The following is a 26,974-nucleotide window of genomic DNA, read 5'->3' on the forward strand; positions in this document are numbered from 1 at the left end:
TAAAAAATAGTAAAAATTAATATTTATTTTCCAATTCCAGTTTACCATGAAAATGTACATTTCGACTCATTTTCTCGCACTGAAGTGAAGAGGGAAAAGAAGGGTTTCAAAAAAACCCGGTAATCACTGATTACCAGGCATGTAAATCATTTATTTTTTCTTGGGGATTTTGATAGTGAATTGATAATACTCCTCAAATTCTTCTTCTTCAGAATCAAGATTAATCCCATTATCCGTCACCATAGAAAGAGATTGTCGGATTGTATTAACCGCGATTCGCATATCCTTTGAGAATGCTTTCCGTTTAGGCTTAGGTTTTTGCTCGGTACTGAGCAGTCTAACTACCCGCTCCTCGGTCTGTTTAACATTCAAATTGCGTTCAATAATTTCCTCAAGAAGCCTGATTTGTTTTTCAGGGTTTTTCAAAGGAATTAACGATCGAGCATGCCGCTCCGTAATTTGCTTATTGAGCACCGCTTGTTGGACTTCCTGTGGAAGCTTTAACAGCCGGAGCTTATTAGCTACAGTAGACTGTCCTATTCCCAACCGCTGGGCAAGAGCTTCTTGGGTTAATTGATGTAATTCTATAAGTTTCCCATATGCTATTGCTTCTTCAATGGGTGTTAATTCTTCCCGCTGGAGATTTTCTATAAGTGCTACTGAAGCCGTTTCAGTATCATTAAAATCTTTTATAATGGCTGGAGCCGTTTCCCAGCCAAGCTTCTGCATGGCTCTAAAACGCCTCTCACCAGCAATTATTTCGAATTTCCCTGATTCATACTCTCTCACAACAATCGGTTGAATGATGCCATGTGTATGTATCGTCTGAGCTAACTCGGAAAGCTTATCATCATTAAAAACTGTTCTTGGTTGATATCGGTTCGGGACAATGTCGGAGATGGAAAGTTTCATGATTTCATCATTTTTACTAGGTTCTTCCATCTCTTTCTGTTGTTCCTCTTTTTCGCCTAACCCGAAGAATCGCGAAAAAGGATGCTTCATCTTCCTACACCACCTTTACAAAACTCCCACATAACATATTCTCTATAGATTTAATAAAGTCCTTCATACCTCGGTAAAATTGTTCAAGCCGGTTGGTACTTACTCAATCGGCATTTTATTTGGAGTACCGGGTTTACGCGGATATTTCCTAGGTGTTTGCTTCACCTTTTGAATAATAATTATATTTCTTTCACTGTTTTCTTCAGGTAAAAGAAACGGATGAACTTGTTCCAATTTTCCACCCATAGCAGAAATCGCCTTTTTCCCGATATCTATTTCTTCTCCCGCACTAGCCGCCTTCATTGCAATAAATGTGCCGCCTGTCTTTACCAGCGGCAGACATAACTCACTTAGGACAGACATCCTGGCAACAGCTCGAGCCATAACAATATCGTATGCTTCCCGTTGGTCAGCTTTTTGAGCAAACGTTTCAGCACGGTCATGATAAAACGTGGTGTTTGTCAACTGAAGAGAAGCGGCCAGATGCTCGAGAAAAGAAATTCTCTTATTTAACGAATCCACAATAGATACCTGAAGATTTGGGAAACAAATTTTCAGCGGTATACTTGGAAATCCCGCTCCTGCGCCTACATCACAAATTTTATAAGGTTTAGTAAAATCAAAATAAAAGGCGGCGCTGACTGAATCATAAAAATGCTTTAAATACACATCTTCTTTTTCAGTTATGGCCGTTAGATTCATTTTTTCATTCCACTCTACCAAGAGCTCGTAATAGGTTTCAAATTGTTGCAGCTGAAGGGAGGAAAGCTCAATTCCCTTCTCCTTCAACTGTAACGCAAATTGTTCTATTTTCATGAGTTAAACATCCTTTTTAGGTCTTTTATCTTTCAACACGCGCAATTTTCCCTTGTTCTAAATAAACAAGTAATATTGAAACGTCTGCAGGATTAACCCCTGAAATTCTTGATGCCTGAGCGATAGATAGCGGCAGCACTTGTTTAAGCTTTTGACGTGCCTCTGTAGCCAATCCTGAAATGGCGTCATAATCGATATTGACTGGAATCTTTTTGTTTTCCATCTTTTTCAGCCGATCCACTTGCTGAAGGGACTTTTCAATATACCCTTCATATTTAATTTGTATTTCTACCTGTTCAGTTACATCACCATCTAGCTCAATTTCACTTGGTATAAGCTGATTAATATGGCTGTAACTCATTTCTGGACGCTTAAGCAAATCGGAAGCACGAATGCCATCCTTTAACTCACTGCCGCCGCCTTCTGTTACAATTTGCTGTACTTCTTCAGTCGGTTTAATGAAAATCGATTGTAATCTGGTTTTTTCTGCTTCAACCGCTGCTTTTTTTAAGCTGAATGCCTGATAACGTTCTTCTTTAATCAAACCAATTTTATGACCAAATTCTGTTAATCGAAGGTCTGCATTATCATGACGGAGCAATAAACGGTATTCTGCCCGCGATGTTAAAAGTCGATAAGGCTCATTCGTTCCTTTTGTAACAAGATCATCGATTAACACACCAATATACGCGTCTGCACGGCTAAGAATCAACTCTTCTTTTCCAAGCGACTTTAATCCTGCATTGATTCCGGCCATTAACCCTTGACCTGCAGCTTCTTCATAACCTGAAGTTCCGTTAATTTGACCGGCTGTATATAAGTTTTTCAACTTCTTCGTTTCAAGTGTAGGCCACAGCTGTGTTGGCACAATTGAATCATACTCAATCGCATATCCAGCCCTCATCATTTCACTTTTCTCCAGGCCGGGAATAGATCGAAGAATTTTATGTTGAACTTCTTCAGGTAAACTGGTGGATAATCCTTGTACATAGACTTCTTGCGTATTACGTCCTTCTGGTTCCAAGAAAATCTGATGACGCGGCTTATCATTAAATCTAACGATTTTATCTTCAATGGATGGACAATAACGAGGACCGGTTCCTTTTATCATACCTGAATACATGGGAGAACGATGAAGATTATCATCAATAATCTTATGTGTTTCCTCATTTGTATACGTTAACCAGCATGGCAGCTGATCCGTGATAAACTTCGTTGTTTCATAAGAAAAGGCACGATGTTCTTTATCACCTGGTTGAATCTCAGTTTTACTGTAATCAATTGTATGGCTATTAATCCTCGGCGGCGTTCCTGTTTTAAAACGAACCAAGTCAAAACCAAGCTCCTGCAAATGCTCTGAAAGCCTAATGGATGGCTGTTGATTGTTGGGACCGCTTGAATATTTCAAGTCACCAAGAATAATTTCTCCACGCAAGAATGTTCCTGTCGTAATCACGACGGTTTTAGCTCGATAAACGGCACCCGTTTTTGTGATAACACCGGTACAAACATCGTCCTCAACAATCAGCTCCTCGACCATTCCTTGAAGAAGCGTCAAATTCGGTTCATTTTCGATTGTTTTCTTCATTTCCTGCTGATATAAAAATTTATCTGCTTGTGCTCGTAAAGCACGAACAGCTGGACCTTTTGCTGTATTCAGCATTCTCATTTGGATATACGTTTTGTCGATATTTTTTCCCATTTCTCCGCCTAACGCATCAATTTCCCTAACAACAATTCCTTTTGCAGGGCCGCCGACTGACGGATTACATGGCATAAACGCAACCATATCGAGGTTAATCGTAATCATTAACGTCTTAGCACCAACTCTAGCTGCCGCAAGACCAGCTTCACTTCCTGCATGTCCTGCACCAATGACAATTACATCATAACTTCCAGCATCATATTGCATTTTTTTCCCTCCTACTATTTTTTATTTACCTAAACAAAATTGTGAAAAGAGTTGATTGATTAAGCCATCTTGCACGCTTTCGCCAATAATTTCGCCCAGCAGTTCCCATGCTTTGGTAAAATCAATTTGAACTAAGTCTATAGGTATTCCCGCTTCAATCGCTTCAATGGATGATTCTATTGCTTGTAAAGCTTGACCCAATAAAGCAATATGACGCGCGTTCGAGACATACGTAAGATCACCTAATTCCAATGTACCTTTAAAGAACAATGAGGCAATCGCTTCTTCTAAATCATCGATACCTTGATCTTCTAGAAGAGAGGTAGAGACAATTTGTTTCGCACCAATCTGCTTAACCCGATCGAGGTCAATCTTCCTAGGAAGATCTGTTTTGTTAATGATTACAATAACATCCATGCCTTTAACTGCTTCGAATAACAATTCATCTTCATGTGTAAGTTCAGCTGAATTATTTAAAACAAGCAGGATTAAATCCGCTTCCTTCAAAACCGCACGAGAACGCTCTACACCAATTCTCTCAACGATATCTTCCGTTTCACGAATACCGGCTGTGTCAACCAATTTTAATGGAACGCCTCTTACATTTACATACTCTTCAATAACATCTCGTGTCGTACCTGGAATATCGGTAACAATTGCTTTATTTTCATGTACTAGGCTATTAAGCAAAGACGATTTCCCAACGTTTGGTCTCCCAATAATGACGGTTGATAATCCATCACGTAATATCTTACCCTGCTGAGAAGTATTTAGAATTTTTTCTATTTCCGTTTTTACGAAATAGGATTTTTCTAAAAATAAACGGTGAGTCATTTCTTCAACGTCATCATACTCCGGATAATCTATGTTAACCTCGACCTGTGCGAGGGTTTGCAATATTTCTTGTCTTAATCGACGGATAAGCTGTGAAAGCCTTCCCTCCATTTGTCCTAAAGCAACATTCATTGCTTTATCTGTTTTTGCGCGAATTAAATCCATTACGGCTTCTGCCTGCGAAAGGTCAATCCGGCCATTTAAAAAAGCCCGCTTCGTAAATTCACCAGGCTCGGCTAATCTAGCTCCTTGAGAAAGAACCAACTGCAGGACACGATTTACTGAAATAATTCCGCCATGACAGTTGATTTCCACTACATCTTCACGGGTAAAAGTCTTCGGACCCTTCATGATAGAAACCATTACTTCTTCCACTGTCTCTCCCGTTTTAGGATGGACTAAATGGCCATAATGAATCGTATGTGAATCAGCATCTTCTAATCTTTTATTCCCCGGACCACGGTAGATGGAATCAGCAATTTGATAGGCGTCGTCTCCACTGATCCTTACAATGGCAATCGCACCTTCTCCCATTGGCGTAGAAATAGCTGTAATTGTATCAAATTCCATTTGTCTTTCACCTCGGTTTAGTTAGAAGTTCACGACTATCGTCAGGAGCTTACAACCATGTAATTATCTATTTAAAAAAAGCTTAAATTGAATCCTAAATTACTACAATACCATAGTAACACTATGAAAAAAAGCAGATAACCCTTTGGTTATTCTAAGTTATCCACATGTTCCTAAGAGTGCAGCTAGTTCATTTTAACTTATCCACATGTGAATAACAACAGGTCGGAAACTGTTCCCTTTTCAGCGTTTAACAGCAAATGCAGACTGAAATATGAAAAAGGTCCTTCTGCCATTGGCAGAGGGACCTTTTTAGGCTTTATTTTTTGGAGAAATGATTAAATGACGGAAAGGTTCTGTACCACTAGATGTCGTTTTGATTTTCGGATTTTTCAAAAGTGCTGTATGAATAATCTTGCGTTCATATGAAGGCATCGGTTCAAGAGAAACTTCTTTCCCAGACTTATGTACTTTATCTGCCATTCTTTCAGCTAATTGGATCAGCGTATCATTCCGCCTTTGCCGATACCCTTCAGCATCGACAACTATCGTAATATACTGTTTAGAATGTCGATTTGCGACAAGCTGAGTCAAATATTGAAGCGAATTTAATGTTTGGCCTCTTTTGCCGATTAATAAGGCAATTTTTTCACCGGATAAATGAAAGGTAACAACTTTCCCTTCCCTTTTTACCGTAATTTCAGATGGAACATTCATTTTTTCGCTAATATTCTTAAGAAATTGACGGGCTTCTTCGACAGGATCCGGCAGCAACGAAGCATGAACAACTGCTTTTCGTGCACCTATCCAGCCAAAAAACCCTTTTTTACCTTGATCGACCACTTCAATTTCGACTCTATCTCTAGTGGTATTCAATTGAGCTAAAGCAGATGAGACTGCGTCCTCGACAGATTGTCCTGCAGCAGTTACCTGTTTCACTTTTTCTTTGCTCCTCCCGCATTTTCGGCAGCTAATTTTTTCATATCTGGACCTTTGATGACTAATGTTTGAACAATCATAAAGATATTACCGACTACCCAATACAATGAAAGAGCAGCTGGGAAATTAATTGCAAAAATCAAAATCATAACCGGCATGATATAAAGCATCATTGTCATTTGTGCAGCCATTTGCGGATTGGACTGGGTACCAGCCATCGTGATTTTTTGTTGAATGAAGGTCGTAATACCCGCAATAATTGGCAGCAGGTAAATTGGATCTGGATTTCCTAAATCAAACCAAAGGAAACTATGTTTTGCAATTTCTTCGGTACGACTAATCGCATGATAAAACCCAATTAGTATTGGCATTTGGACAATCAACGGGAAACAACCTGCAAGAGGATTAACGTTATATTTTTTAAAGAGCGCCATCGTTTCTTGCTGAAGCTTTTGTTGAGTAGCTGCATCCTTAGAGGCGTACTTATCTTTAAGTTCTTTCATTTCTGGCTGAATAGCCTGCATCGCTTTTGAACTTTTTGTTTGTTTGATCATTAATGGGAGCATTGCAAAACGAATGATCAACGTTACGACTATTAATCCTAATCCGTAACTATTCCCTAATAACTCAGAACACCAAATAATCAGCCTCGATAATGGATAGACAATATATTCATTCCAAAACCCACTGCTGCTCGAATCAATTGGTTTATTGATTTCGGTACAACCAGCTAATAACATCGTGATCGAGGCTAAAGCTAATATTAATATGATCCTTTTCTTCAACCGTAATTTCCTCCAATCTTCAAAACAATCTGATAAAAAAACTCAATTCAGAATCCAGGATGCATAGCGTCCTGGATTCTGATGGTTGTCCCACAAGGGATTCTTATTTAAGAAGCACTCCCAAAAAAGCTTTATCTATGTTTAATCTTTATTAATATAAAGGATATTATCTTTTTTTTGATTGAAACGTTAGAGAATCAGACCGTTTTAACACATGGGTTAAACTGCTTTTCACTTCAGAAAATCCCATATCAGCTGCAGGTTTACGGGCAATTACCACATAATCCTTACCAGTTTGGATATTTTCCTTTAGTTCTAGAAAAGATTGTCTAATATATCTTTTCACTTGATTACGAACAACAGCATTCCCAATTTTTTTGCTAACGGAAAGACCGATTCTAAAATAATCCTGATCCGGCTTTTCAAGGACATAGACAACAAATTGCCTATTAGCGAAGGATTCACCCTTTTTAAAAGCCAGCTGGAATTCATCATTCTTTTTTATTCTTAGCTTTTTTTTCATGCTTTACACCTTCAATAACCTTAATTGGGACAAATTAAGAACCGCTGATTATGAGAAAAAAAGACCACTGAAATTTTTCAGTGATCTATGCAGATAATACTTTTCTGCCTTTGCGGCGACGTGCAGCTATAACTCTACGTCCAGACTTCGAGCTCATACGGCTACGGAAACCATGAACTTTACTATGCTTACGCTTATTTGGTTGATACGTACGTTTCATTTATGACACCTCCCTGAGGAATAACAGTTAAAGACAGTCTAGCTAATTATATAGACCAACCCAGTAAAATGTCAACCTTTCCTTAAAATTAAATCCCGACTCTAAAAATGTTCAGCTAAAATCTTAGGTTGATCATTCTCACCTAACTAAACGAAGAACTGATGTTTATTCTTATTCCAACACCCTGTGGATAGTTTTTCGACACTTTTTTTATTATCCACAGGCTTTTCTAATACCTTTTACACATAGTATTTGGCTGTGGAAAAGTTTTTCCCACAGCCTGTCCAACTTGTGGATAAACTTTTCTAAGCCATTGCAACTAGTGCGAATATCTGATATTATATTTGTGTTTTCACTCTGGATAACTAGCGACGATAAAATAAGTTATCCACAGATTGTTAATAACATGTGGATAGATTTTTCCAGCTGTGGATAATCCATTGTCCACAAACGGTGGATAATGTCGAAAACTGTTTATCTTCCTTATTATATATTTCCTCCTATACCTGTTGATGAATATTTATCCTATTTATTAAAATTAGCTTACTTCCTCCTGTACAATGGTTGTACAGCGAAAAAATGGAGTATGTACCTTTGTCGAGCATGCAAGGCAGAAGTCGATTAATCTGTCCTTTTTATATTTTTTTTTAGAATTTTGTAAAGGAGGGATTGTCTTGGAAAACATCGATAGTTTATGGAACCAATCTCTATCTAAAATGGAAAAGAAGATTAGCAAACCGAGTTTTGAGACGTGGTTAAAATCAACTAAAGCTTATATGCTTCAAGGAGATATATTGACTGTTACCGCTCCAAATGAATTTGCACGAGACTGGCTGGAAGAGCGCTATTCTCATCTTATCTCCGAAGTATTATTAGAATTAACCGGCGAAGAGCTGGAAGTTAAATTTATTATCCCCTCTAACCAGGAAGACGATGAGTTCATTGTTCCTGCACCTGGAAAGAAACGTAAAAAAAATGAGAATGCTCAAAATGACTTTAACCAATCTATGCTGAATACAAAAAATACGTTTGATACATTTGTAATTGGATCTGGAAATCGTTTTGCACATGCTGCTTCACTTGCCGTTGCTGAAGCACCTGCGAAGGCCTATAATCCACTGTTTATCTACGGGGGAGTTGGTCTAGGGAAGACTCACCTTATGCATGCCATTGGTCATTATGTACTTGAGCATAACCCTCGTGCAAAAGTAGTTTATTTATCTTCCGAAAAATTCACGAATGAGTTCATTAACTCCATACGTGACAATAAAGCGGGAGAGTTTCGGGATAAATATCGCAGCGTTGATGTCCTTTTAATCGATGATATTCAATTCTTAGCTGGAAAAGAACAGACGCAGGAAGAATTTTTCCATACGTTTAATGCTCTTCATGAAGAAAGTAAACAAATTGTTATTTCTAGTGATCGCCCGCCAAAAGAAATTCCTACACTGGAAGACCGTCTGCGTTCTAGATTTGAATGGGGTCTGATTACAGATATCACGCCGCCTGATCTAGAAACTCGGATTGCTATCCTTCGTAAAAAAGCAAAAGCTGAAGGATTAGATATCCCTAATGAAGCCATGCTTTATATTGCCAATCAAATTGATTCCAATATTCGTGAACTTGAGGGTGCACTTATTCGTGTTGTTGCGTATTCTTCCTTAATAAATAAAGATATTAATGCCGATTTAGCTGCAGAAGCACTAAAAGATATTATTCCGAGCTCTAAGCCGAGAATTATCACCATCCTAGATATCCAAAAAACGGTTGGTCAGCATTATAGTATTAAACTTGAAGATTTTAAGGCTAAAAAACGAACGAAGACAGTCGCTTTCCCTCGACAAATTGCTATGTACTTATCCAGAGAGCTGACTGACTTCTCACTTCCGAAGATTGGGGATGAATTTGGAGGCCGAGATCATACGACTGTTATTCACGCACACGAAAAAATATCGAAGCTGCTTCAAACTGATTCACAATTGCAAAGACAAGTAAAAGAAATCCAAGAACAGCTCAGGGTATAAGCTCTGGAAATTGTGTATAACTTGCTTGCATTTACACACAGTCTGTCCACATGTGGATAGACTGTTTTTCCTTGGCTTTTCAAGGGTTATCCACATATCCACAGGCCCTACTACTATTACTACTATCTTTTAAATAAAAAATATTATATATATATGCGGTTAAAAATGAAAAAAGTACTCTATTTTAGGAGGATGTAAAATGAAATTTATTATCCAGCGTGATCGTCTTATTCAAAGCGTCAATGAAGTCATGAAAGCTGTAACCTCCCGAACAACTATTCCGATTTTAACTGGGATTAAATTAACAGCGGATTCCGAAGGTTTAACATTGACAGGAAGTGATTCAGATATTTCTATCCAATCATTTATTCCTGTTGAAGAAGATGAACATGAAATTGTTGAAGTAAAAGAAAGTGGCGCTATTGTTCTAAATGCACGCTTTTTCGGTGAAATCATTAAAAAGTTACCTATGGAGACAGTTGAAATTGAAGTTCATAATAATTTTCAAACGACTATTCGCTCAGGTAAAGCTGAATTTAATCTAAATGGCTTAGATGCTGAAGAATATCCGCACCTGCCGCTTATCGAAGAAGAAAATATTATTAAAATACCAGCGGATTTATTGAAATCTTTAATTCGTCAAACCGTGTTTGCAGTGTCCACCTCAGAAACACGTCCCATCTTGACAGGTGTAAAGTTAGAAGTTCAAAACGAAGAGTTAACCTGTATTGCAACAGATAGCCATAGACTAGCAATGAGGAAAGCACCCGTTGAAAGTAAGCTAACGGATGCTACGAGTGTGGTCATTCCAGGGAAAAGTTTAAATGAGCTGAGCAAAATTCTTGATGATAACAACGAAATTATTGAAATGGTTATTACTGAAAATCAAGTACTGTTTAAAGCAAAAAACCTATTGTTCTTCTCAAGATTATTAGAAGGCAACTATCCGGATACATCCCGCTTAATTCCTTCAGAAAGTAAGACAGATGTGATTGTTCATGCAAAGGAATTTTTAAAAGCTATTGATCGTGCCTCTTTATTAGCAAGAGAAGGTCGAAACAATGTTGTCAAACTTTCAACTCTTCCTGGAGGAGTCATTGAAGTTTCTTCTAACACCCCGGAAATTGGTAAAGTGGTGGAAGAAGTACAAGCTGAACTCATTGAAGGTGAAGAATTAAAAATATCATTCAGTGCGAAATTTGTTATGGATGCCTTAAAAGCATTGGAGGGTACGGATATCAAAATTAACTTCACAGGTGCTATGCGCCCATTTGTTATCCGTTCCATTCATGACGATACAATGCTGCAATTAATACTTCCAGTTCGAACTTACTAAGTTAAACCATTAATTTTTTTCCATAGAAAAGGTCTGTTTAACAGGCCTTTTTTCTGTAGGTTACGTTTAAAAACACATTTTTTCCCCTGTTTTTAGTCAAAAAATCGGCAATGCTTTGTCTTAATGTCTTTTTTTTAGTAAAATAAAGTATTAGAGATTACTTTGAAGGTAGTGAAAAGAATGCACATAACTGAAATACAGATCCAAACTGAATACATTACGCTTGGACAATTTTTAAAGCTTGCAGATATTATCCAAAGCGGCGGCATGGCCAAACCCTTCTTAGGTGAAAATGATGTTTTCATCAATGAAGAATTCGACGTCCGTCGGGGCAGAAAATTACGAGAGGGTGACATAATCGATATACCAGACATTGGAATATTCGTCATTACTCGTTAAAGTAAAAGGGAAGTATCGACTATGTATATAGAAAACTTAGCCTTAAGGCACTACCGAAATTATCAAAATCTAGAGCTTTCTTTTGAAAATAAGGTCAACGTGATATTAGGTGAAAATGCACAAGGTAAAACAAATGTCATGGAATCAATTTTTGTCTTAGCTATGGCTAAATCGCATCGGACATCAAATGATAAAGATCTTATTCGTTGGGATGAAGAATATGCTAAAATAGAAGGACGGGTTCGAAAACAAACTACGTCGATTCCTTTAGAATTAACGATTTCCAAAAAAGGTAAAAAAGCAAAATGTAATCATATCGAACAGAAAAAATTAAGTCAGTATGTCGGAAATATGAATGTCGTTATGTTTGCACCGGAGGATCTTCACTTGGTAAAAGGAGCTCCACAGGTCAGACGGCGGTTCATTGATATGGAAATCGGCCAGGTTTCGCCTGTTTATCTTCATGATATGAGTCAATATCATAAAATTCTTATCCAAAGAAATCACTACTTAAAGCTTCTTCAAACACGAAAACAAACGGACACTGCCATGCTTGATGTCTTAACTGAGCAATTCATACATTATGCGGTGAAAATTGTCGAAAGAAGGTATAGGTTTCTGCATTTACTTCAAAATTGGGCTGAACCGATCCATTCTGGAATTTCGAGAAATCTGGAAAAGTTGAAAATCCAGTATAAACCTTCCCTTGATGTATCAGAATCTATGGATTTGACGAAAATGATAGAAGTATTTGAAGATAAATTTTCCAAGGTAAGAATAAGAGAAATTGAACGTGGTGTGACATTGGCAGGACCTCATCGAGATGACTTAGCTTTCTTTGTCAATGGCAGAGATGTTCAAACCTTTGGGTCACAAGGACAGCAGCGAACAACAGCTCTTTCACTTAAGCTTGCTGAAATTGAATTAATACATGCAGAAATTGACGAATATCCAATTCTATTACTAGATGATGTTTTGTCTGAACTGGATGATTATCGCCAATCACATCTGCTTAATACGATTCAAGGAAAAGTACAAACCTTTGTTACCACTACCTCTGTTGATGGAATTGACCATCAAACCTTGCGCGGGGCATCAACCTTTACGGTGCACCAGGGAAACGTCATACAAGTCAAATGATGAGGTGAACTTATGTATCTTCACATTGGTGAGGACATTCTTGTTAAAACCGATGAGGTAATTGCTATTTTAGATAAACAATTGCTTGATTGTTCCCCTTTTACTCATGAGTTTCTTGAGCGAAAAGCAGATAAAATTGTTAATCTAGCTAAGAACTCTATCAAGTCCATCGTGATTACAGATAACCATGTTTATTATTCCCCCCTAGCTTCTGGAACATTAAAAAAAAGATCATTGCAAAAAGCAATTTCATTTGATGAATAGATGGCACAACCAAACAAAAACCAAAAATAAGTTTAGTACGCTAAAATGCCAATAGAAAAGTGTAGGTGATATGGTGTGACAATGGAACAAAAACAAACGGAAGTGGAAAGTTATGATGAGAGTCAGATACAGGTATTAGAAGGACTAGAAGCTGTTCGTAAACGGCCGGGGATGTATATTGGTACCACTTCTTCAAAAGGCCTTCATCATCTTGTATGGGAAATTGTAGATAACAGCATTGACGAAGCGCTTGCAGGTTACTGTTCTGAAATTAAAGTAACCATTGAAAAAGATAACAGCATTACTGTTGTTGATAATGGACGTGGTATCCCAGTAGGTATTCATGAAAAAATGGGACGTCCGGCTGTAGAAGTTATTATGACTGTTCTTCATGCCGGCGGTAAATTCGGCGGTGGAGGGTATAAGGTTTCTGGCGGCTTGCACGGTGTGGGTGCTTCTGTTGTTAATGCCCTTTCAAGTGTATTAGAAGTGTATGTTCATAGAGATGGCCATATTTATTACCAAAAATTTATGCGCGGAGTTCCGCAAGAAGATCTGACCATTATTGGTGATTCAGATCATACAGGTACGACCATTCACTTTATTCCAGACGGACAAATCTTTACTGAAACATTAGAGTTTGAATTTGATACGCTGGCAACTCGAATGAGAGAACTGGCTTTCTTAAACAAAGGCTTGAAACTGATTCTTGAAGATAAGCGTGAAGAAGATAAAACAGCCGAGTATCATTACGAGGGCGGGATTAGCTCATATGTAGAACATTTAAACCGCTCAAAAGTCGTTTTACATGAGGAACCTATTTTCATGGAAGGTGAAAAAGATGGTATTTCCGTGGAAATAGCTCTTCAATACAATGATGGATATATCAGCAATTTATTCTCATTTGCGAATAACATCCATACCTATGAAGGCGGAACACATGAATCCGGATTTAAGACTGCCCTGACCCGAGTTATTAATGACTATGCTCGTAAGAATGGATTACTTAAAGAAGCGGACACAAACTTCTCTGGAGATGACGTTCGTGAAGGCTTAACGGCCATTATTTCTATTAAGCATCCTGATCCGCAGTTTGAAGGCCAAACTAAAACGAAACTCGGAAATTCAGAAGCAAGGACAGTCTCTGACTCCATTCTCTCTGAACGCTTAGATGCGTTTTTATATGAAAATCCTTCTGTTGCAAAAAAAGTAGTTGAAAAAGGGCTTATGGCAACCAGGGCACGTCTTGCAGCGAAAAAAGCTCGTGAATTAACGAGACGGAAGAGTGCTTTAGAGGTTTCTAGTTTACCTGGTAAGCTTGCAGATTGTTCATCTAAGGATCCCTCTATTAGTGAAATCTACATTGTAGAAGGTAACTCCGCAGGAGGATCTGCGAAACAAGGACGGGATCGCCACTTCCAAGCTATTTTGCCGCTTAGAGGGAAAATCTTAAACGTTGAGAAAGCGCGTTTAGACCGTATCCTTCACAATATTGAAATTGGAACGATTATCACCGCTTTAGGAACAGGGATTGGTGAAGAATTCAATATTGAAAAAGCTAGATATCATAAAATTGTCATTATGACAGATGCTGATGTCGATGGTGCACATATTCGGACATTGATGTTAACGTTCTTTTACCGTTATATGCGAAAAATTATTGAATACGGCTATATCTATATCGCTCAGCCGCCCCTCTTTAAAATTCAACAGGGAAAACGGATTGAGTATGCGTATAATGACAAACAGTTGGAGGAAATCCTTGCTGCGCTTCCAGCACAGCCTAAGCCTAACCTACAGCGTTATAAAGGACTAGGTGAAATGAATCCAGAGCAGCTTTGGGAAACGACGATGAATCCAGATACAAGGACCCTGCTTCAGGTCAGCCTAACAGATGCTATTGAAGCGGATGAAACTTTTGAAATGCTAATGGGTGATAAGGTAGAACCTCGTCGTAACTTTATCGAGGAAAATGCAATCTACGTTAAGAATCTTGATGTTTAATTTAGAACAGGATATTCTATCCTGTTCTTTACATAGTGTCCCAAGGACCTAGATTGAGTTTTATAAAAAGGAGGTTGGCTCCATGTCAGAAAATGAACGTTCAAATGTTAAAGATATAAATATAAGTACTGAGATGCGTACATCTTTCTTAGATTATGCAATGAGTGTTATTGTATCCAGGGCTTTGCCTGATGTAAGGGACGGATTAAAGCCAGTGCACCGAAGAATTTTATATGCTATGAATGACCTAGGTATGACTTCTGATAAACCATTTAAGAAATCAGCACGTATTGTTGGTGAAGTTATTGGTAAGTATCATCCGCATGGTGACTCAGCTGTTTATGAAACAATGGTGCGTATGGCACAACCCTTTAACTACCGACATATGCTCGTTGATGGCCACGGGAACTTTGGTTCGGTCGATGGCGATCAGGCAGCAGCGATGCGTTATACGGAAGCGCGATTATCAAAAATATCTATGGAACTACTTCGTGACCTTAATAAAGATACGGTTGATTATCAGGAAAACTACGATGGCTCTGAAAAAGAACCCGTAGTAATGCCTGCACGTTTTCCTAACTTATTAGTGAATGGTTCTTCTGGAATCGCGGTAGGTATGGCCACAAATATTCCTCCCCATAACTTAGGAGAAGTTATTGATGGAGTCCTTGCTTTAAGTAAGGACCCAGAAATCACTATTTCAGAACTCACGGAGATTATTCCAGGACCAGATTTCCCAACGGCAGCTTTGATATTAGGTCGAAGTGGAATTAGAAAAGCCTATGAAACTGGAAAAGGATCCATTCTTCAACGTGCAAAAGTAGAAATTGAAGAAAAAGCAAATGGGAAACAAGTTATTTTGGTTAAGGAAATTCCTTATCAAGTTAATAAAGCACGACTCATAGAAAAAATTGCTGAACTTGCCCGCGATAAGAAAATAGATGGTATCACGGATTTAAGAGATGAATCCGACCGTAATGGAATGCGGATTGTTATGGAAATCCGTAAAGATGCAAATGCCAGTGTTCTCTTAAATAATCTTTATAAACATACAGCGATGCAAACAACGTTTGGTGTGAATCTTCTTGCTTTAGTTAATGGACAGCCTAAAGTGCTTAATCTTAAGGAATGTCTATATCATTATCTTGAGCATCAAAAAGTGGTGATTCGCCGCAGAACAGAATATGAATTACGTAAAGCTGAAGCACGGGCTCATATTCTTGAAGGATTACGGATTGCTCTAGATAACTTGGATGCAGTAATTGCTTTAATTCGTGGTTCACAAACAACTGATATTGCTCGTAACGGATTAATGGAGCAATTTTCCCTGTCTGATAAACAAGCTCAAGCGATTTTAGATATGCGTTTACAACGCTTAACTGGTTTAGAAAGAGAGAAAATTGAAGAAGAATACCAAGCTCTAATGGCACAAATTGCAGAATATAAAGATATTCTTGCTAATGAAGAAAAGCTTCTTGAAATCATTCGCGAGGAACTTCTTGAAATAAAAGAACGCTTTAGTAATCCAAGACGGACAGAAATTATGATGGGTGGATTTGAACACCTTGAAGATGAAGATTTAATTCCTCAAGAAAACATTATCGTGACGTTGACACATAATGGTTATATCAAACGTCTGCCTGTTTCTACATACCGCAGTCAAAAACGCGGGGGCAGAGGAATACAAGGAATGGGAACCAATGAAGATGATTTTGTAGGCCATTTATTAACGACCTCTACTCATGATACATTGCTGTTCTTTACGAATAAGGGGAAAGTTTATCGGGCAAAAGGGTATGAAATTCCTGAATACGGTCGGACTGCTAAAGGCTTGCCATTAATCAATTTAATTGAAATTGAAAAAGGTGAGTGGGTAAATGCAATTATCCCAGTCAAGGAATTCGTTGATGACTGGAGCTTATTCTTTACGACTAAACACGGTATTTCCAAACGTTCACCGTTATCATCCTTTGCTCATATCCGAAACAATGGGTTGATTGCTGTTGGTCTTCGTGAAGAAGATGAATTAATCTCTGTTCGTTTAACTAATGGGGATAAACATATTGCTATTGGTACGAAAGATGGAATGATGATTCGCTTCCATGAAACCGATGTACGCTCAATGGGACGGACAGCAGCTGGCGTTAAAGGAATATCCTTACGTGAGGGCGACGAAGTAATAGGGATGGAAATTCTTGAAGAAAGTGAAGAAGTTCTGATTGTTACCAAGCACGGTTATGGTAAACGGACACCAGCGGAAGAGTATCGTATTCAAACCCGTGGAGGCGTTGGAATTAAAACCTGCAACGTTACGGAAAAGAATGGTGAACTTATTGCTCTTAAAACGGTAAGCGGCCAAGAAGATCTCATGCTGATTACAGCTGCAGGTGTGTTAATCAGAATGGCAGTTGAAGATATTTCAAAAACTGGACGTAATACTCAGGGTGTGAAATTAATTCGTCTTGAGGCATCAGAAAATGAATATGTTTCTACTGTAGCTATGATTGAACGTGAAGAAGAAAAAGATCTAATTGAAGACATTTCTGAAGGGGAGACTGTTTTACCAGTTGAATCAACAGAAACCGAATCTTATGAACAAGATTCTAATCCTGTAGACAGTGAAGAGAATCAGTCAATGGACAAAGATGAAGAGTGAATACAAAAATAAAGAGAGGCTGTCCTTAAATGGACAGCCTCTTTTTATTTTGTATATGATTTAGTTATAAAGAACTATATAAAACAATAGTCAATTTGACCTAAATACAGTAATATTATGGTAATGATTAACACAGAGGTGATGACGATGAGGGTTAAGACTCATTATTTAGTTGAGGGATGTATTCTTAGTAAAGATATTGTTGGCAGAATAGGGAATCCCATTATCAATAAAAAAACGATTTTAAATACTGAGATGTTGGATGTACTTAATGCTTTTCTTGTAAGTGAGGTAAGTGTAGAGAAGATAAAGATCGACGGGCAGCAATACCATCCACGCGAAGTGATTGACGAGGAATCAGAAGAAGATTTAAAAGAAGAACCTTCTTTTATCTCAGACTACTTAAAAGCAGTTCAAACTTATAAACAATACTTTAAAAATTGGCAGGCTGGAAGTAAGGTTGAGGTTGCAAAAATTAGAGAAATTATGATTCCTCTGCTTGAGAAGGCACTTAATAACCCATCCGTCATTTTTTCGCTGCATCATTATTGCACGAAGGAAGATTATTTATATCATCATGCTATCTCAGTTGGCTTAATCAGCGGATACATTGCGCAAAAGAAACGATTTGATCATGGTGACGTTACTCAAATCACATTGGCAGGTTGTTTAGTTGATTGCGGAATGGCCAAAATATCTCCAAGTATTCTTGAAAAGAAAACCGTTTTAACTGCACAAGAGTATGAAGAGGTCCGGAAGCATCCTTTATACAGTCTTCAAATGCTGCAAAGGACAACGATTCTAAAGGAAACAGTCAAATATGCCATTCTGCAACATCATGAAAGGCTGGATGGCAGTGGATATCCGAAAGGAAAATATGGAACAGCTCCACATTCTTTTTCAAGAGTAGTCTCTGTCGCGGATGTGTATCATGCGATGACCTCTGAAAGAAGCTACCGAAAAAAGCAATCGCCATTTAAGGTAATGGAAATGATCCTTCATGATGATTTTGGGAAATTTGATATATCTGTTATTAAGATCCTTCTTGCTGGTATTACAAATTATGCGATAGGCAGTAAAGTTAGATTATCAAATGGTGCGACTGCTGAAATAATATTCATTGATGAAAATGCACAGACTAGACCCTTGGTTAAACTGCTTGATTCCAACGAGTTACTTCACTTAGATAGAAATAGAGAACTGTTTATAGAAGAAATCATGTAAAGAAGATCTGTGTAATGGTATGCAGATTTTCTTTCTTGCTCCAAATTTATGGGAGGTAAAATGGGCTCTGTCTTACTTGTTTATTAAAATAGTAACTATGAAGAAAATAAGTCTTGCAATTCCTTCGTATCCTAGATATAATAACTAAGTCGACAAGGAAGTAAAAAATAAATGTTGACATCGAAACAAGTTAGTATTATACTAACGAAGTCGCTTCAGAAGAAACGGCGAAATAATTGCTCTTTGAAAACTGAACAAAACAAAGCGTCAACGTTTTAAAGAAGTGAGTACACACTATAAAAACAACCGAGCAAGTCAAACATTCTACGGAGAGTTTGATCCTGGCTCAGGATGAACGCTGGCGGCGTGCCTAATACATGCAAGTCGAGCGAATTGTTGAGTTTACTCAACAGTTAGCGGCGGACGGGTGAGTAACACGTGGGCAACCTGCCTATAAGACTGGGATAACTTCGGGAAACCGGAGCTAATACCGGATATGTTCTTTTCTCGCATGAGAGAAGATGGAAAGACGGCGTCTCGCTGTCACTTATAGATGGGCCCGCGGCGCATTAGCTAGTTGGTGAGGTAATGGCTCACCAAGGCAACGATGCGTAGCCGACCTGAGAGGGTGATCGGCCACACTGGGACTGAGACACGGCCCAGACTCCTACGGGAGGCAGCAGTAGGGAATCTTCCGCAATGGACGAAAGTCTGACGGAGCAACGCCGCGTGAACGATGAAGGCTTTCGGGTCGTAAAGTTCTGTTGTTAGGGAAGAACAAGTACCAGAGTAACTGCTGGTACCTTGACGGTACCTAACCAGAAAGCCACGGCTAACTACGTGCCAGCAGCCGCGGTAATACGTAGGTGGCAAGCGTTATCCGGAATTATTGGGCGTAAAGCGCGCGCAGGTGGTTCCTTAAGTCTGATGTGAAAGCCCCCGGCTCAACCGGGGAGGGTCATTGGAAACTGGGGAACTTGAGTGTAGAAGAGGAAAGTGGAATTCCACGTGTAGCGGTGAAATGCGTAGAGATGTGGAGGAACACCAGTGGCGAAGGCGACTTTCTGGTCTATAACTGACACTGAGGCGCGAAAGCGTGGGGAGCAAACAGGATTAGATACCCTGGTAGTCCACGCCGTAAACGATGAGTGCTAAGTGTTAGAGGGTTTCCGCCCTTTAGTGCTGCAGCTAACGCATTAAGCACTCCGCCTGGGGAGTACGGCCGCAAGGCTGAAACTCAAAGGAATTGACGGGGGCCCGCACAAGCGGTGGAGCATGTGGTTTAATTCGAAGCAACGCGAAGAACCTTACCAGGTCTTGACATCCTCTGACACTCCTAGAGATAGGACGTTCCCCTTCGGGGGACAGAGTGACAGGTGGTGCATGGTTGTCGTCAGCTCGTGTCGTGAGATGTTGGGTTAAGTCCCGCAACGAGCGCAACCCTTGATCTTAGTTGCCAGCATTCAGTTGGGCACTCTAAGGTGACTGCCGGTGATAAACCGGAGGAAGGTGGGGATGACGTCAAATCATCATGCCCCTTATGACCTGGGCTACACACGTGCTACAATGGATGGTACAAAGAGCTGCAAACTCGCGAGGGTAAGCGAATCTCATAAAGCCATTCTCAGTTCGGATTGCAGGCTGCAACTCGCCTGCATGAAGCCGGAATCGCTAGTAATCGCGGATCAGCATGCCGCGGTGAATACGTTCCCGGGCCTTGTACACACCGCCCGTCACACCACGAGAGTTTGTAACACCCGAAGTCGGTGAGGTAACCGCAAGGAGCCAGCCGCCTAAGGTGGGACAGATGATTGGGGTGAAGTCGTAACAAGGTAGCCGTATCGGAAGGTGCGGCTGGATCACCTCCTTTCTAAGGAAAATTAACGTGACGCTTTTGTTTTGTTCAGTTTTGAATGAGTAATTCATTCCTTATAGTAGAAAGGGGCCTATAGCTCAGCTGGTTAGAGCGCACGCCTGATAAGCGTGAGGTCGATGGTTCGAGTCCATTTAGGCCCACCATTTCTTACTACCCTAACGGGGCCTTAGCTCAGCTGGGAGAGCGCCTGCCTTGCACGCAGGAGGTCAGCGGTTCGATCCCGCTAGGCTCCACCAATAAAGGTTTATCCTTTATACATTGTTCCTTGAAAACTAGATAATAGATAGAAGGTAAATTTTGCATCAATTTTTAAAACACCGAATGTTTTTTTTAGTAGGTTAAGTTAGAAAGGGCGCACGGTGGATGCCTTGGCACTAGGAGCCGATGAAGGACGGGACTAACACCGATATGCTTTGGGGAGCTGTAAGTAAGCGTTGATCCAGAGATTTCCGAATGGGGAAACCCACTGTTCGTAATGGAACAGTATCTTTACCTGAATACATAGGGTACTGAAGGCAGACCCGGGGAACTGAAACATCTAAGTACCCGGAGGAAGAGAAAGCAATAGCGATTTCCTGAGTAGCGGCGAGCGAAACGGAATCAGCCCAAACCAAGAGGCTTGCCTCTTGGGGTTGTAGGACACTCAATATGGAGTTACAAAGGAACGGGGTAAATGAAGAGGTCTGGAAAGGCCCGTCAAAGAAGGTAAAAACCCTGTAGTTGAAACTTCGTTCCCTCCTGAGTGGATCCTGAGTACGGCGGGACACGAGAAATCCCGTCGGAAACAGGGAGGACCATCTCCCAAGGCTAAATACTCCCTAGTGACCGATAGTGAACCAGTACCGTGAGGGAAAGGTGAAAAGCACCCCGGAAGGGGAGTGAAATAGATCCTGAAACCGTGTGCTTACAAGTAATCAGAGCCCGTTAATGGGTGATGGTGTGCCTTTTGTAGAATGAACCGGCGAGTTACGATCCCATGCGAGGTTAAGTTGAAAAGACGGAGCCGCAGCGAAAGCGAGTCTGAATAGGGCGAATTAGTATGTGGTCGTAGACCCGAAACCAGGTGATCTACCCATGTCCAGGGTGAAGTTCAGGTAACACTGAATGGAGGCCCGAACCCACGCACGTTGAAAAGTGCGGGGATGAGGTGTGGGTAGCGGAGAAATTCCAATCGAACCTGGAGATAGCTGGTTCTCTCCGAAATAGCTTTAGGGCTAGCCTCAAGATGAGAGTATTGGAGGTAGAGCACTGATTGGACTAGGGGCCCCCAACGGGTTACCGAATTCAGTCAAACTCCGAATGCCAAATACTTATTCTTGGGAGTCAGACTGCGAGTGATAAGATCCGTAGTCAAAAGGGAAACAGCCCAGACCACCAGCTAAGGTCCCAAAGTATACGTTAAGTGGAAAAGGATGTGGAGTTGCTTAGACAACCAGGATGTTGGCTCAGAAGCAGCCACCATTTAAAGAGTGCGTAATAGCTCACTGGTCGAGTGACTCCGCGCCGAAAATGTACCGGGGCTAAACGTATCACCGAAGCTGTGGATGGACACCGTAGGGTGTCCGTGGTAGGAGAGCGTTCTAAGGGCGTCGAAGCTAGACCGTAAGGACTGGTGGAGCGCTTAGAAGTGAGAATGCCGGTATGAGTAGCGAAAGAAGGGTGAGAATCCCTTCCACCGAATGCCCAAGGTTTCCTGAGGAAGGCTCGTCCGCTCAGGGTTAGTCGGGACCTAAGCCGAGGCCGAAAGGCGTAGGCGATGGATAACAGGTTGATATTCCTGTACCACCAATTTATCGTTTGAACGATGGGGGGACGCAGGAGGATAGGGTAAGCGCGCTGTTGGATATGCGCGTCTAAGCAGTTAGGCCGGAAACGAGGCAAATCCCGTTTCCATTAAGGCGGAGCTGTGATAGCGAGGGAAATTAAGTACCGAAGTTCCTGATTCCACACTGCCTAGAAAAGCCTCTAGTGAGATAAAGGGTGCCCGTACCGCAAACCGACACAGGTAGGCGAGGAGAGAATCCTAAGGTGTGCGAGAGAACTCTCGTTAAGGAACTCGGCAAAATGACCCCGTAACTTCGGGAGAAGGGGTGCTTTTTAGGGTGAATAGCCCGGAAAAGCCGCAGTGAATAGGCCCAGGCGACTGTTTAGCAAAAACACAGGTCTCTGCGAAGCCGCAAGGCGAAGTATAGGGGCTGACGCCTGCCCGGTGCTGGAAGGTTAAGGGGAGAGGTTAGCGTAAGCGAAGCTTTGAACCGAAGCCCCAGTAAACGGCGGCCGTAACTATAACGGTCCTAAGGTAGCGAAATTCCTTGTCGGGTAAGTTCCGACCCGCACGAAAGGCGTAACGATCTGGGCACTGTCTCAACGAGAGACTCGGTGAAATTATAGTACCTGTGAAGATGCAGGTTACCCGCGACAGGACGGAAAGACCCCGTGGAGCTTTACTGTAACCTGATATTGAATTTTGGTACAGCTTGTACAGGATAGGTAGGAGCCTTTGAAACCGGAGCGCTAGCTTCGGTGGAGGCATTGGTGGGATACTACCCTGGCTGTATTGAAATTCTAACCCGCGCCCCTTATCGGGGTGGGAGACAGTGTCAGGTGGACAGTTTGACTGGGGCGGTCGCCTCCTAAAGAGTAACGGAGGCGCCCAAAGGTTCCCTCAGAATGGTTGGAAATCATTCGTAGAGTGTAAAGGCACAAGGGAGCTTGACTGCGAGACCTACAAGTCGAGCAGGGACGAAAGTCGGGCTTAGTGATCCGGTGGTTCCGCATGGAAGGGCCATCGCTCAACGGATAAAAGCTACCCCGGGGATAACAGGCTTATCTCCCCCAAGAGTCCACATCGACGGGGAGGTTTGGCACCTCGATGTCGGCTCATCGCATCCTGGGGCTGTAGTCGGTCCCAAGGGTTGGGCTGTTCGCCCATTAAAGCGGTACGCGAGCTGGGTTCAGAACGTCGTGAGACAGTTCGGTCCCTATCCGTCGTGGGCGCAGGAAATTTGAGAGGAGCTGTCCTTAGTACGAGAGGACCGGGATGGACGCACCGCTGGTGTACCAGTTGTCTTGCCAAAGGCATAGCTGGGTAGCTACGTGCGGACGGGATAAGTGCTGAAAGCATCTAAGCATGAAGCCCCCCTCAAGATGAGATTTCCCATAGCGTAAGCTAGTAAGATCCCTGAAAGATGATCAGGTAGATAGGTTTGAGGTGGAAGCGTGGTGACACGTGGAGCTGACAAATACTAATCGATCGAGGACTTAACCATTCGTTTTAATTACATGCAAAAACCTTCTTATTATCTAGTTTTGAAGGAACAACGTTCCTTTATAGTCTGGTAATGATGGCGAAGAGGCCACACCCGTTCCCATTCCGAACACGGAAGTTAAGCTCTTCAGCGCCGATGGTAGTTGGGGGTCTCCCCCTGTGAGAGTAGGACATTGCCAGGCAACAGAAAGAAAAGATCAGCTGCATAGCTGGTCTTTTTTTGTGGCGTTTTTTAGAAGTTGAGCAGGAAATATGGTACCCTGAGGGGTATTTATACCTGAAAATAGTGCCCAGACGGGAATACGGAGTCTCTAGACGGGATTATGCAGGGCCTAGACGGGAATAACGTGATCTCAGACGGGAATATATGAAGACCAGACGGGATTATGAAACGGAACAGAATAGCCCCCATGATGAATCCAGAAGTCAGCATGTTTAAATGAGCTCCCTAAAGTCATTTCAAAACCCACCTTTTGTTAGAATAAGCCTCTATTCCATATCGTGCCTAAAATTCTCCTGGCCTCGCTGCAAACTACATTGAAATGTTGGTTAACCATTGCAGAATCAAAAAGGGTATTTTCTCCTGACTGATCTGGACATATTGTACAATAGCTGGGTAGTCATCAGTGGGCACTGTCTTTTGTAACTCGTACCACCATTCTGTTTCATAGCGGCAAATCATGCTTAAGTTATATAAAATGAGGTAATGATTTAAGAGTTCAGGAAAAAGATAACAAGGTGATTGTTTATTTAATGAAAGCATATACGTGTTTTCTATAAGGTTAAAGTGGATAGGAGAATGATGGTTCACAGTAAATGGTTCTTCGGTTACTAAGTTGAGTTTGAGCTTATCTGGCTGAACATCTATTTTTAATTTTGTCTTTGCAGTTAGGTAGTCACCTAACCGAGCACTAGTCATTTGAAAGGTATCTAAAAGAGAAAGAGGAAGTTCAAAGTGGTTTTTCGTTTCTGATAATTTCTCAAATGTCTTTTTGAAATGAATGTGCTGCATTTCCGGAATTTCTCGGATTAGCTGTTCCATTGAGAATTTTTCATGTTCTAATTGTTTCATGTGAAACATTTTCCATGACATATGTGAGAACAAACCATTCTTTTGAGTTTTCACTTCATCTTGTAAAAAAGAATATTGTTGTTTCTTCCGTTTTCGCGTTGTCACCCCATGGGCTAATACTGAGGTGGTGTCAGGATAGTCGGGATCAATGGTAAGCAGACAAGCCTTTATTAATTGCAGACAACCGTAAAATAATAAGATGGGCTGTATGGATAAAGGGGCATTTCTTGCTTGGGTAAAGTAGGTTTGACCATGCTCTAAGTAATAAATAAAAGGGTAACAGTTATTATAGCTCTTTGTTTCTTTATTTATAATCGAAAGTTTTTGATAGCATTTTTGTAAATATTGTTGAGTAGATGTGGAAGAATAGTATCGAGTAAAACCGTTCCAAATAGTAAGATTAGTCAAAAATAAGAACCCCTTTCTAATTAGCAGAAAAATCAAACATTTTAATAACTCCTTGACAGTATATTGTCCAATTGATAACCTACAAATAATATTTTTTTAGCAGGAGGGGAAAAAGATGTGGGAAACTAAGTTTGCAAAAGAAGGTTTAACGTTCGATGATGTATTATTAATCCCAGCGAAATCTGAGGTACTACCCAATGAGGTGAACTTGGAGGTAACATTAGCAGAAAATCTTAGATTAAAACTGCCGATTATCAGTGCAGGGATGGATACCGTTACTGAAGCTGCAATGGCCATTGCTATGGCAAGACAGGGCGGGCTCGGAATCATCCATAAAAATATGTCGATCGAAGCACAAGCTGAACAGGTAGATAAAGTAAAACGTTCAGAAAGCGGCGTCATTACCGATCCCTTTTTCCTAACCCCAGAGCATCAAGTTTTTGATGCAGAGCACTTAATGGGTAAATATCGTATTTCTGGTGTTCCAATTGTTAACAATGAAAAAGAGCGAAAATTGGTCGGAATTATTACAAACCGTGATTTGCGCTTTATTTCTGATTTTTCCCTCCAGATTTCTGAAGTCATGACTGCAGAAGATTTGGTGACTGCTCCTGTTGGAACAAACTTAAAACAAGCTGAAAAGATTCTTCAAAAATATAAAATTGAAAAATTGCCGTTAGTTAATGAGTCAGGTGTATTAAAAGGACTTATTACGATTAAAGATATTGAAAAAGTGCTGGAATTTCCTAATTCTGCAAAAGATAAGCAAGGACGTTTATTAGCTGGCGCTGCCGTGGGCGTGACTAAGGATACATTGAAGCGTGTGGAAATGCTTGTGAAGGCACAGGTAGATGTAGTAGTTATTGATACCGCACATGGTCACTCTAGAGGTGTACAAGATGCTATAAAAGAAATGCGTGCAAGCTTTCCTGAATTAACTATTATAGCCGGAAATGTAGCTACAGGAGCAGCGACAAGAGCCTTGATTGAAGCTGGTGCTGACATTGTTAAAGTAGGAATTGGTCCTGGTTCAATTTGCACCACACGGGTGGTTGCAGGTGTTGGTGTTCCACAGATTACCGCTATTTATGATTGTGCTACGGAAGCACGGAAACTTGGAAAAACAATTATAGCTGATGGTGGTATAAAGTACTCAGGTGATATCGTGAAGGCACTTGCAGCTGGAGGACATGCCGTTATGCTCGGCAGTATGCTTGCAGGGGTTACGGAAAGCCCAGGAGATACCGAAATATTCCAAGGGCGCCGCTTTAAGGTATACCGTGGGATGGGTTCTGTTGCTGCGATGGAGAATGGTTCGAAGGATCGTTATTTCCAAGAAGATAATAAGAAATTTGTCCCTGAAGGTATTGAAGGCAGGTTACCATATAAAGGACCTTTGGCTGATACAGTCTACCAATTAGTCGGTGGTATTCGTTCTGGGATGGGATATTGTGGGTCAGCAGATCTTCACACACTACGTGAGCAGGCACAGTTCATCCGAATGACTGGAGCTGGTCTACGTGAAAGTCATCCGCATGATGTGCAGATTACCAAAGAAGCTCCCAATTACTCTTTATAATTCAAAAAATGATAAATAAAAACTTGTTTATAAGATGAATAAAAAGCTAGGCAGAGGGGAAAGATACTCTGTCTTTTTTTATTATTTTTTTTGTGATAAACTAGACAACGTGTGATTCAAATA

At 40.7% G+C, this 26,974-nt stretch carries 18 protein-coding genes, 2 tRNA genes and 3 rRNA genes; 14 read left to right on the forward strand and 9 right to left on the reverse strand.

Annotated elements, in window-relative coordinates:
* Positions 1–150: 150 nt before the first annotated feature.
* The 8 genes from noc to rpmH form a co-directional block, all read right to left on the reverse strand.
* On the reverse strand, positions 151–1,002 hold the full coding sequence (gene noc, locus MHI18_RS11570; protein WP_340847488.1) for a nucleoid occlusion protein: 852 nt from the start codon (positions 1,000–1,002) through the stop codon (positions 151–153).
* Between the two features lie 99 nt (positions 1,003–1,101).
* The gene (gene rsmG, locus MHI18_RS11575; protein ID WP_340847490.1) at positions 1,102–1,818 is read right to left on the reverse strand and encodes a 16S rRNA (guanine(527)-N(7))-methyltransferase RsmG; all 717 of its coding nucleotides are present in this window, start codon (positions 1,816–1,818) and stop codon (positions 1,102–1,104) included.
* Positions 1,819–1,843: 25 nt separating this feature from the next.
* A complete protein-coding gene (mnmG, locus tag MHI18_RS11580; RefSeq protein ID WP_340847492.1) occupies positions 1,844–3,730 on the reverse strand; it encodes a tRNA uridine-5-carboxymethylaminomethyl(34) synthesis enzyme MnmG in 1,887 nt (628 codons plus the stop codon).
* 21 nt (positions 3,731–3,751) lie between these two features.
* The gene (mnmE, locus tag MHI18_RS11585; RefSeq protein ID WP_340847493.1) at positions 3,752–5,134 is read right to left on the reverse strand and encodes a tRNA uridine-5-carboxymethylaminomethyl(34) synthesis GTPase MnmE; all 1,383 of its coding nucleotides are present in this window, start codon (positions 5,132–5,134) and stop codon (positions 3,752–3,754) included.
* A gap of 312 nt (positions 5,135–5,446) precedes the next feature.
* The gene (gene jag / locus MHI18_RS11590; RefSeq protein ID WP_340847495.1) at positions 5,447–6,073 is read right to left on the reverse strand and encodes an RNA-binding cell elongation regulator Jag/EloR; all 627 of its coding nucleotides are present in this window, start codon (positions 6,071–6,073) and stop codon (positions 5,447–5,449) included.
* On the reverse strand, positions 6,070–6,858 hold the full coding sequence (gene spoIIIJ / locus MHI18_RS11595; RefSeq protein ID WP_340847496.1) for a YidC family membrane integrase SpoIIIJ: 789 nt from the start codon (positions 6,856–6,858) through the stop codon (positions 6,070–6,072). Before spoIIIJ ends, jag begins: the two co-directional genes overlap by 4 nt.
* Positions 6,859–7,024: 166 nt before the next feature.
* Positions 7,025–7,381: a ribonuclease P protein component gene (gene rnpA, locus MHI18_RS11600; RefSeq protein WP_340847498.1), complete on the reverse strand. Its 357-nt coding sequence runs from the start codon at positions 7,379–7,381 to the stop codon at positions 7,025–7,027.
* An 85-nt stretch (positions 7,382–7,466) separates the two neighbouring features.
* Positions 7,467–7,601: a 50S ribosomal protein L34 gene (gene rpmH / locus MHI18_RS11605; RefSeq protein ID WP_340847499.1), complete on the reverse strand. Its 135-nt coding sequence runs from the start codon at positions 7,599–7,601 to the stop codon at positions 7,467–7,469.
* Positions 7,602–8,275: 674 nt separating this feature from the next.
* Between rpmH and dnaA the strand changes: the two genes are divergently transcribed.
* The 13 genes from dnaA to rrf all read left to right on the forward strand — a co-directional run bounded on the left by dnaA (position 8,276) and on the right by rrf (position 23,974).
* Positions 8,276–9,625 (forward strand): chromosomal replication initiator protein DnaA, encoded by a 1,350-nt coding sequence (gene dnaA / locus MHI18_RS11610; RefSeq protein WP_040374722.1) that lies wholly within the window; start codon positions 8,276–8,278, stop codon positions 9,623–9,625.
* Positions 9,626–9,824: 199 nt separating this feature from the next.
* Positions 9,825–10,961 carry a DNA polymerase III subunit beta gene (gene dnaN / locus MHI18_RS11615; RefSeq protein WP_340847500.1) on the forward strand — a complete coding sequence of 379 codons (1,137 nt, stop codon included), beginning with the start codon at positions 9,825–9,827 and terminating at the stop codon, positions 10,959–10,961.
* Positions 10,962–11,141: 180 nt separating this feature from the next.
* Entirely contained in the window at positions 11,142–11,360 is a 219-nt protein-coding gene (yaaA, locus tag MHI18_RS11620; RefSeq protein WP_445669969.1) for a S4 domain-containing protein YaaA, read from the forward strand.
* A 21-nt stretch (positions 11,361–11,381) separates the two neighbouring features.
* On the forward strand, positions 11,382–12,500 hold the full coding sequence (gene recF / locus MHI18_RS11625) for a DNA replication/repair protein RecF (RefSeq protein WP_340847502.1): 1,119 nt from the start codon (positions 11,382–11,384) through the stop codon (positions 12,498–12,500).
* A gap of 12 nt (positions 12,501–12,512) precedes the next feature.
* On the forward strand, positions 12,513–12,764 hold the full coding sequence (remB, locus tag MHI18_RS11630; protein WP_040374725.1) for an extracellular matrix regulator RemB: 252 nt from the start codon (positions 12,513–12,515) through the stop codon (positions 12,762–12,764).
* A gap of 81 nt (positions 12,765–12,845) precedes the next feature.
* Positions 12,846–14,768 carry a DNA topoisomerase (ATP-hydrolyzing) subunit B gene (gyrB, locus tag MHI18_RS11635; protein ID WP_340847506.1) on the forward strand — a complete coding sequence of 641 codons (1,923 nt, stop codon included), beginning with the start codon at positions 12,846–12,848 and terminating at the stop codon, positions 14,766–14,768.
* 82 nt (positions 14,769–14,850) lie between these two features.
* The gene (gene gyrA / locus MHI18_RS11640) at positions 14,851–17,424 is read left to right on the forward strand and encodes a DNA gyrase subunit A (RefSeq protein ID WP_340847508.1); all 2,574 of its coding nucleotides are present in this window, start codon (positions 14,851–14,853) and stop codon (positions 17,422–17,424) included.
* 117 nt (positions 17,425–17,541) lie between these two features.
* The gene (locus MHI18_RS11645) at positions 17,542–18,648 is read left to right on the forward strand and encodes an HD-GYP domain-containing protein (protein WP_340847510.1); all 1,107 of its coding nucleotides are present in this window, start codon (positions 17,542–17,544) and stop codon (positions 18,646–18,648) included.
* Positions 18,649–18,971: 323 nt separating this feature from the next.
* Positions 18,972–20,518, forward strand: a 16S ribosomal RNA gene (locus tag MHI18_RS11650).
* Between the two features lie 72 nt (positions 20,519–20,590).
* Positions 20,591–20,667, forward strand: a tRNA-Ile gene (locus MHI18_RS11655).
* A 17-nt stretch (positions 20,668–20,684) separates the two neighbouring features.
* A tRNA-Ala gene (locus MHI18_RS11660) sits at positions 20,685–20,760 on the forward strand.
* Between the two features lie 100 nt (positions 20,761–20,860).
* Positions 20,861–23,793 (forward strand): 23S ribosomal RNA (locus MHI18_RS11665).
* Positions 23,794–23,858: 65 nt separating this feature from the next.
* Positions 23,859–23,974: ribosomal RNA gene (rrf, locus tag MHI18_RS11670) — 5S ribosomal RNA — on the forward strand.
* The 16S, 23S and 5S rRNA genes sit together here with 2 tRNA genes alongside, the layout of an rRNA operon.
* A gap of 350 nt (positions 23,975–24,324) precedes the next feature.
* On the opposite strand, the gene MHI18_RS11675 is transcribed toward rrf, so the two are convergent.
* The gene (locus MHI18_RS11675; RefSeq protein ID WP_340847512.1) at positions 24,325–25,272 is read right to left on the reverse strand and encodes a YaaC family protein; all 948 of its coding nucleotides are present in this window, start codon (positions 25,270–25,272) and stop codon (positions 24,325–24,327) included.
* Between the two features lie 115 nt (positions 25,273–25,387).
* On the opposite strand from MHI18_RS11675, the gene guaB reads away from it, so the two are divergent.
* Positions 25,388–26,851, forward strand: a complete 1,464-nt coding sequence (guaB, locus tag MHI18_RS11680) for an IMP dehydrogenase (RefSeq protein ID WP_340847514.1) — start codon at positions 25,388–25,390, stop codon at positions 26,849–26,851.
* Positions 26,852–26,974 lie beyond the last annotated feature (123 nt).

The sequence above is a fragment of the Peribacillus sp. FSL H8-0477 genome (assembly GCF_038002765.1).
Classification (GTDB): Bacteria; Bacillota; Bacilli; order Bacillales; family DSM-1321; genus Peribacillus.

Coding starts and splice junctions, on each gene's coding strand:
- gyrB (WP_340847506.1), top strand. CDS start 12,846: ATGGAACAAAAACAAACGGAAGTGGAAAGTTATGATGAGAGTCAGATA.
- MHI18_RS11645 (WP_340847510.1), top strand. CDS start 17,542: ATGGTAATGATTAACACAGAGGTGATGACGATGAGGGTTAAGACTCAT.
- recF (WP_340847502.1), top strand. CDS start 11,382: ATGTATATAGAAAACTTAGCCTTAAGGCACTACCGAAATTATCAAAAT.
- rpmH (WP_340847499.1), bottom strand. CDS start 7,601: ATGAAACGTACGTATCAACCAAATAAGCGTAAGCATAGTAAAGTTCAT.
- gyrA (WP_340847508.1), top strand. CDS start 14,851: ATGTCAGAAAATGAACGTTCAAATGTTAAAGATATAAATATAAGTACT.
- remB (WP_040374725.1), top strand. CDS start 12,513: ATGTATCTTCACATTGGTGAGGACATTCTTGTTAAAACCGATGAGGTA.
- rsmG (WP_340847490.1), bottom strand. CDS start 1,818: ATGAAAATAGAACAATTTGCGTTACAGTTGAAGGAGAAGGGAATTGAG.
- noc (WP_340847488.1), bottom strand. CDS start 1,002: ATGAAGCATCCTTTTTCGCGATTCTTCGGGTTAGGCGAAAAAGAGGAA.
- dnaN (WP_340847500.1), top strand. CDS start 9,825: ATGAAATTTATTATCCAGCGTGATCGTCTTATTCAAAGCGTCAATGAA.
- guaB (WP_340847514.1), top strand. CDS start 25,388: ATGTGGGAAACTAAGTTTGCAAAAGAAGGTTTAACGTTCGATGATGTA.
- mnmE (WP_340847493.1), bottom strand. CDS start 5,134: ATGGAATTTGATACAATTACAGCTATTTCTACGCCAATGGGAGAAGGT.
- rnpA (WP_340847498.1), bottom strand. CDS start 7,381: ATGAAAAAAAAGCTAAGAATAAAAAAGAATGATGAATTCCAGCTGGCT.
- yaaA (WP_445669969.1), top strand. CDS start 11,142: ATGCACATAACTGAAATACAGATCCAAACTGAATACATTACGCTTGGA.
- mnmG (WP_340847492.1), bottom strand. CDS start 3,730: ATGCAATATGATGCTGGAAGTTATGATGTAATTGTCATTGGTGCAGGA.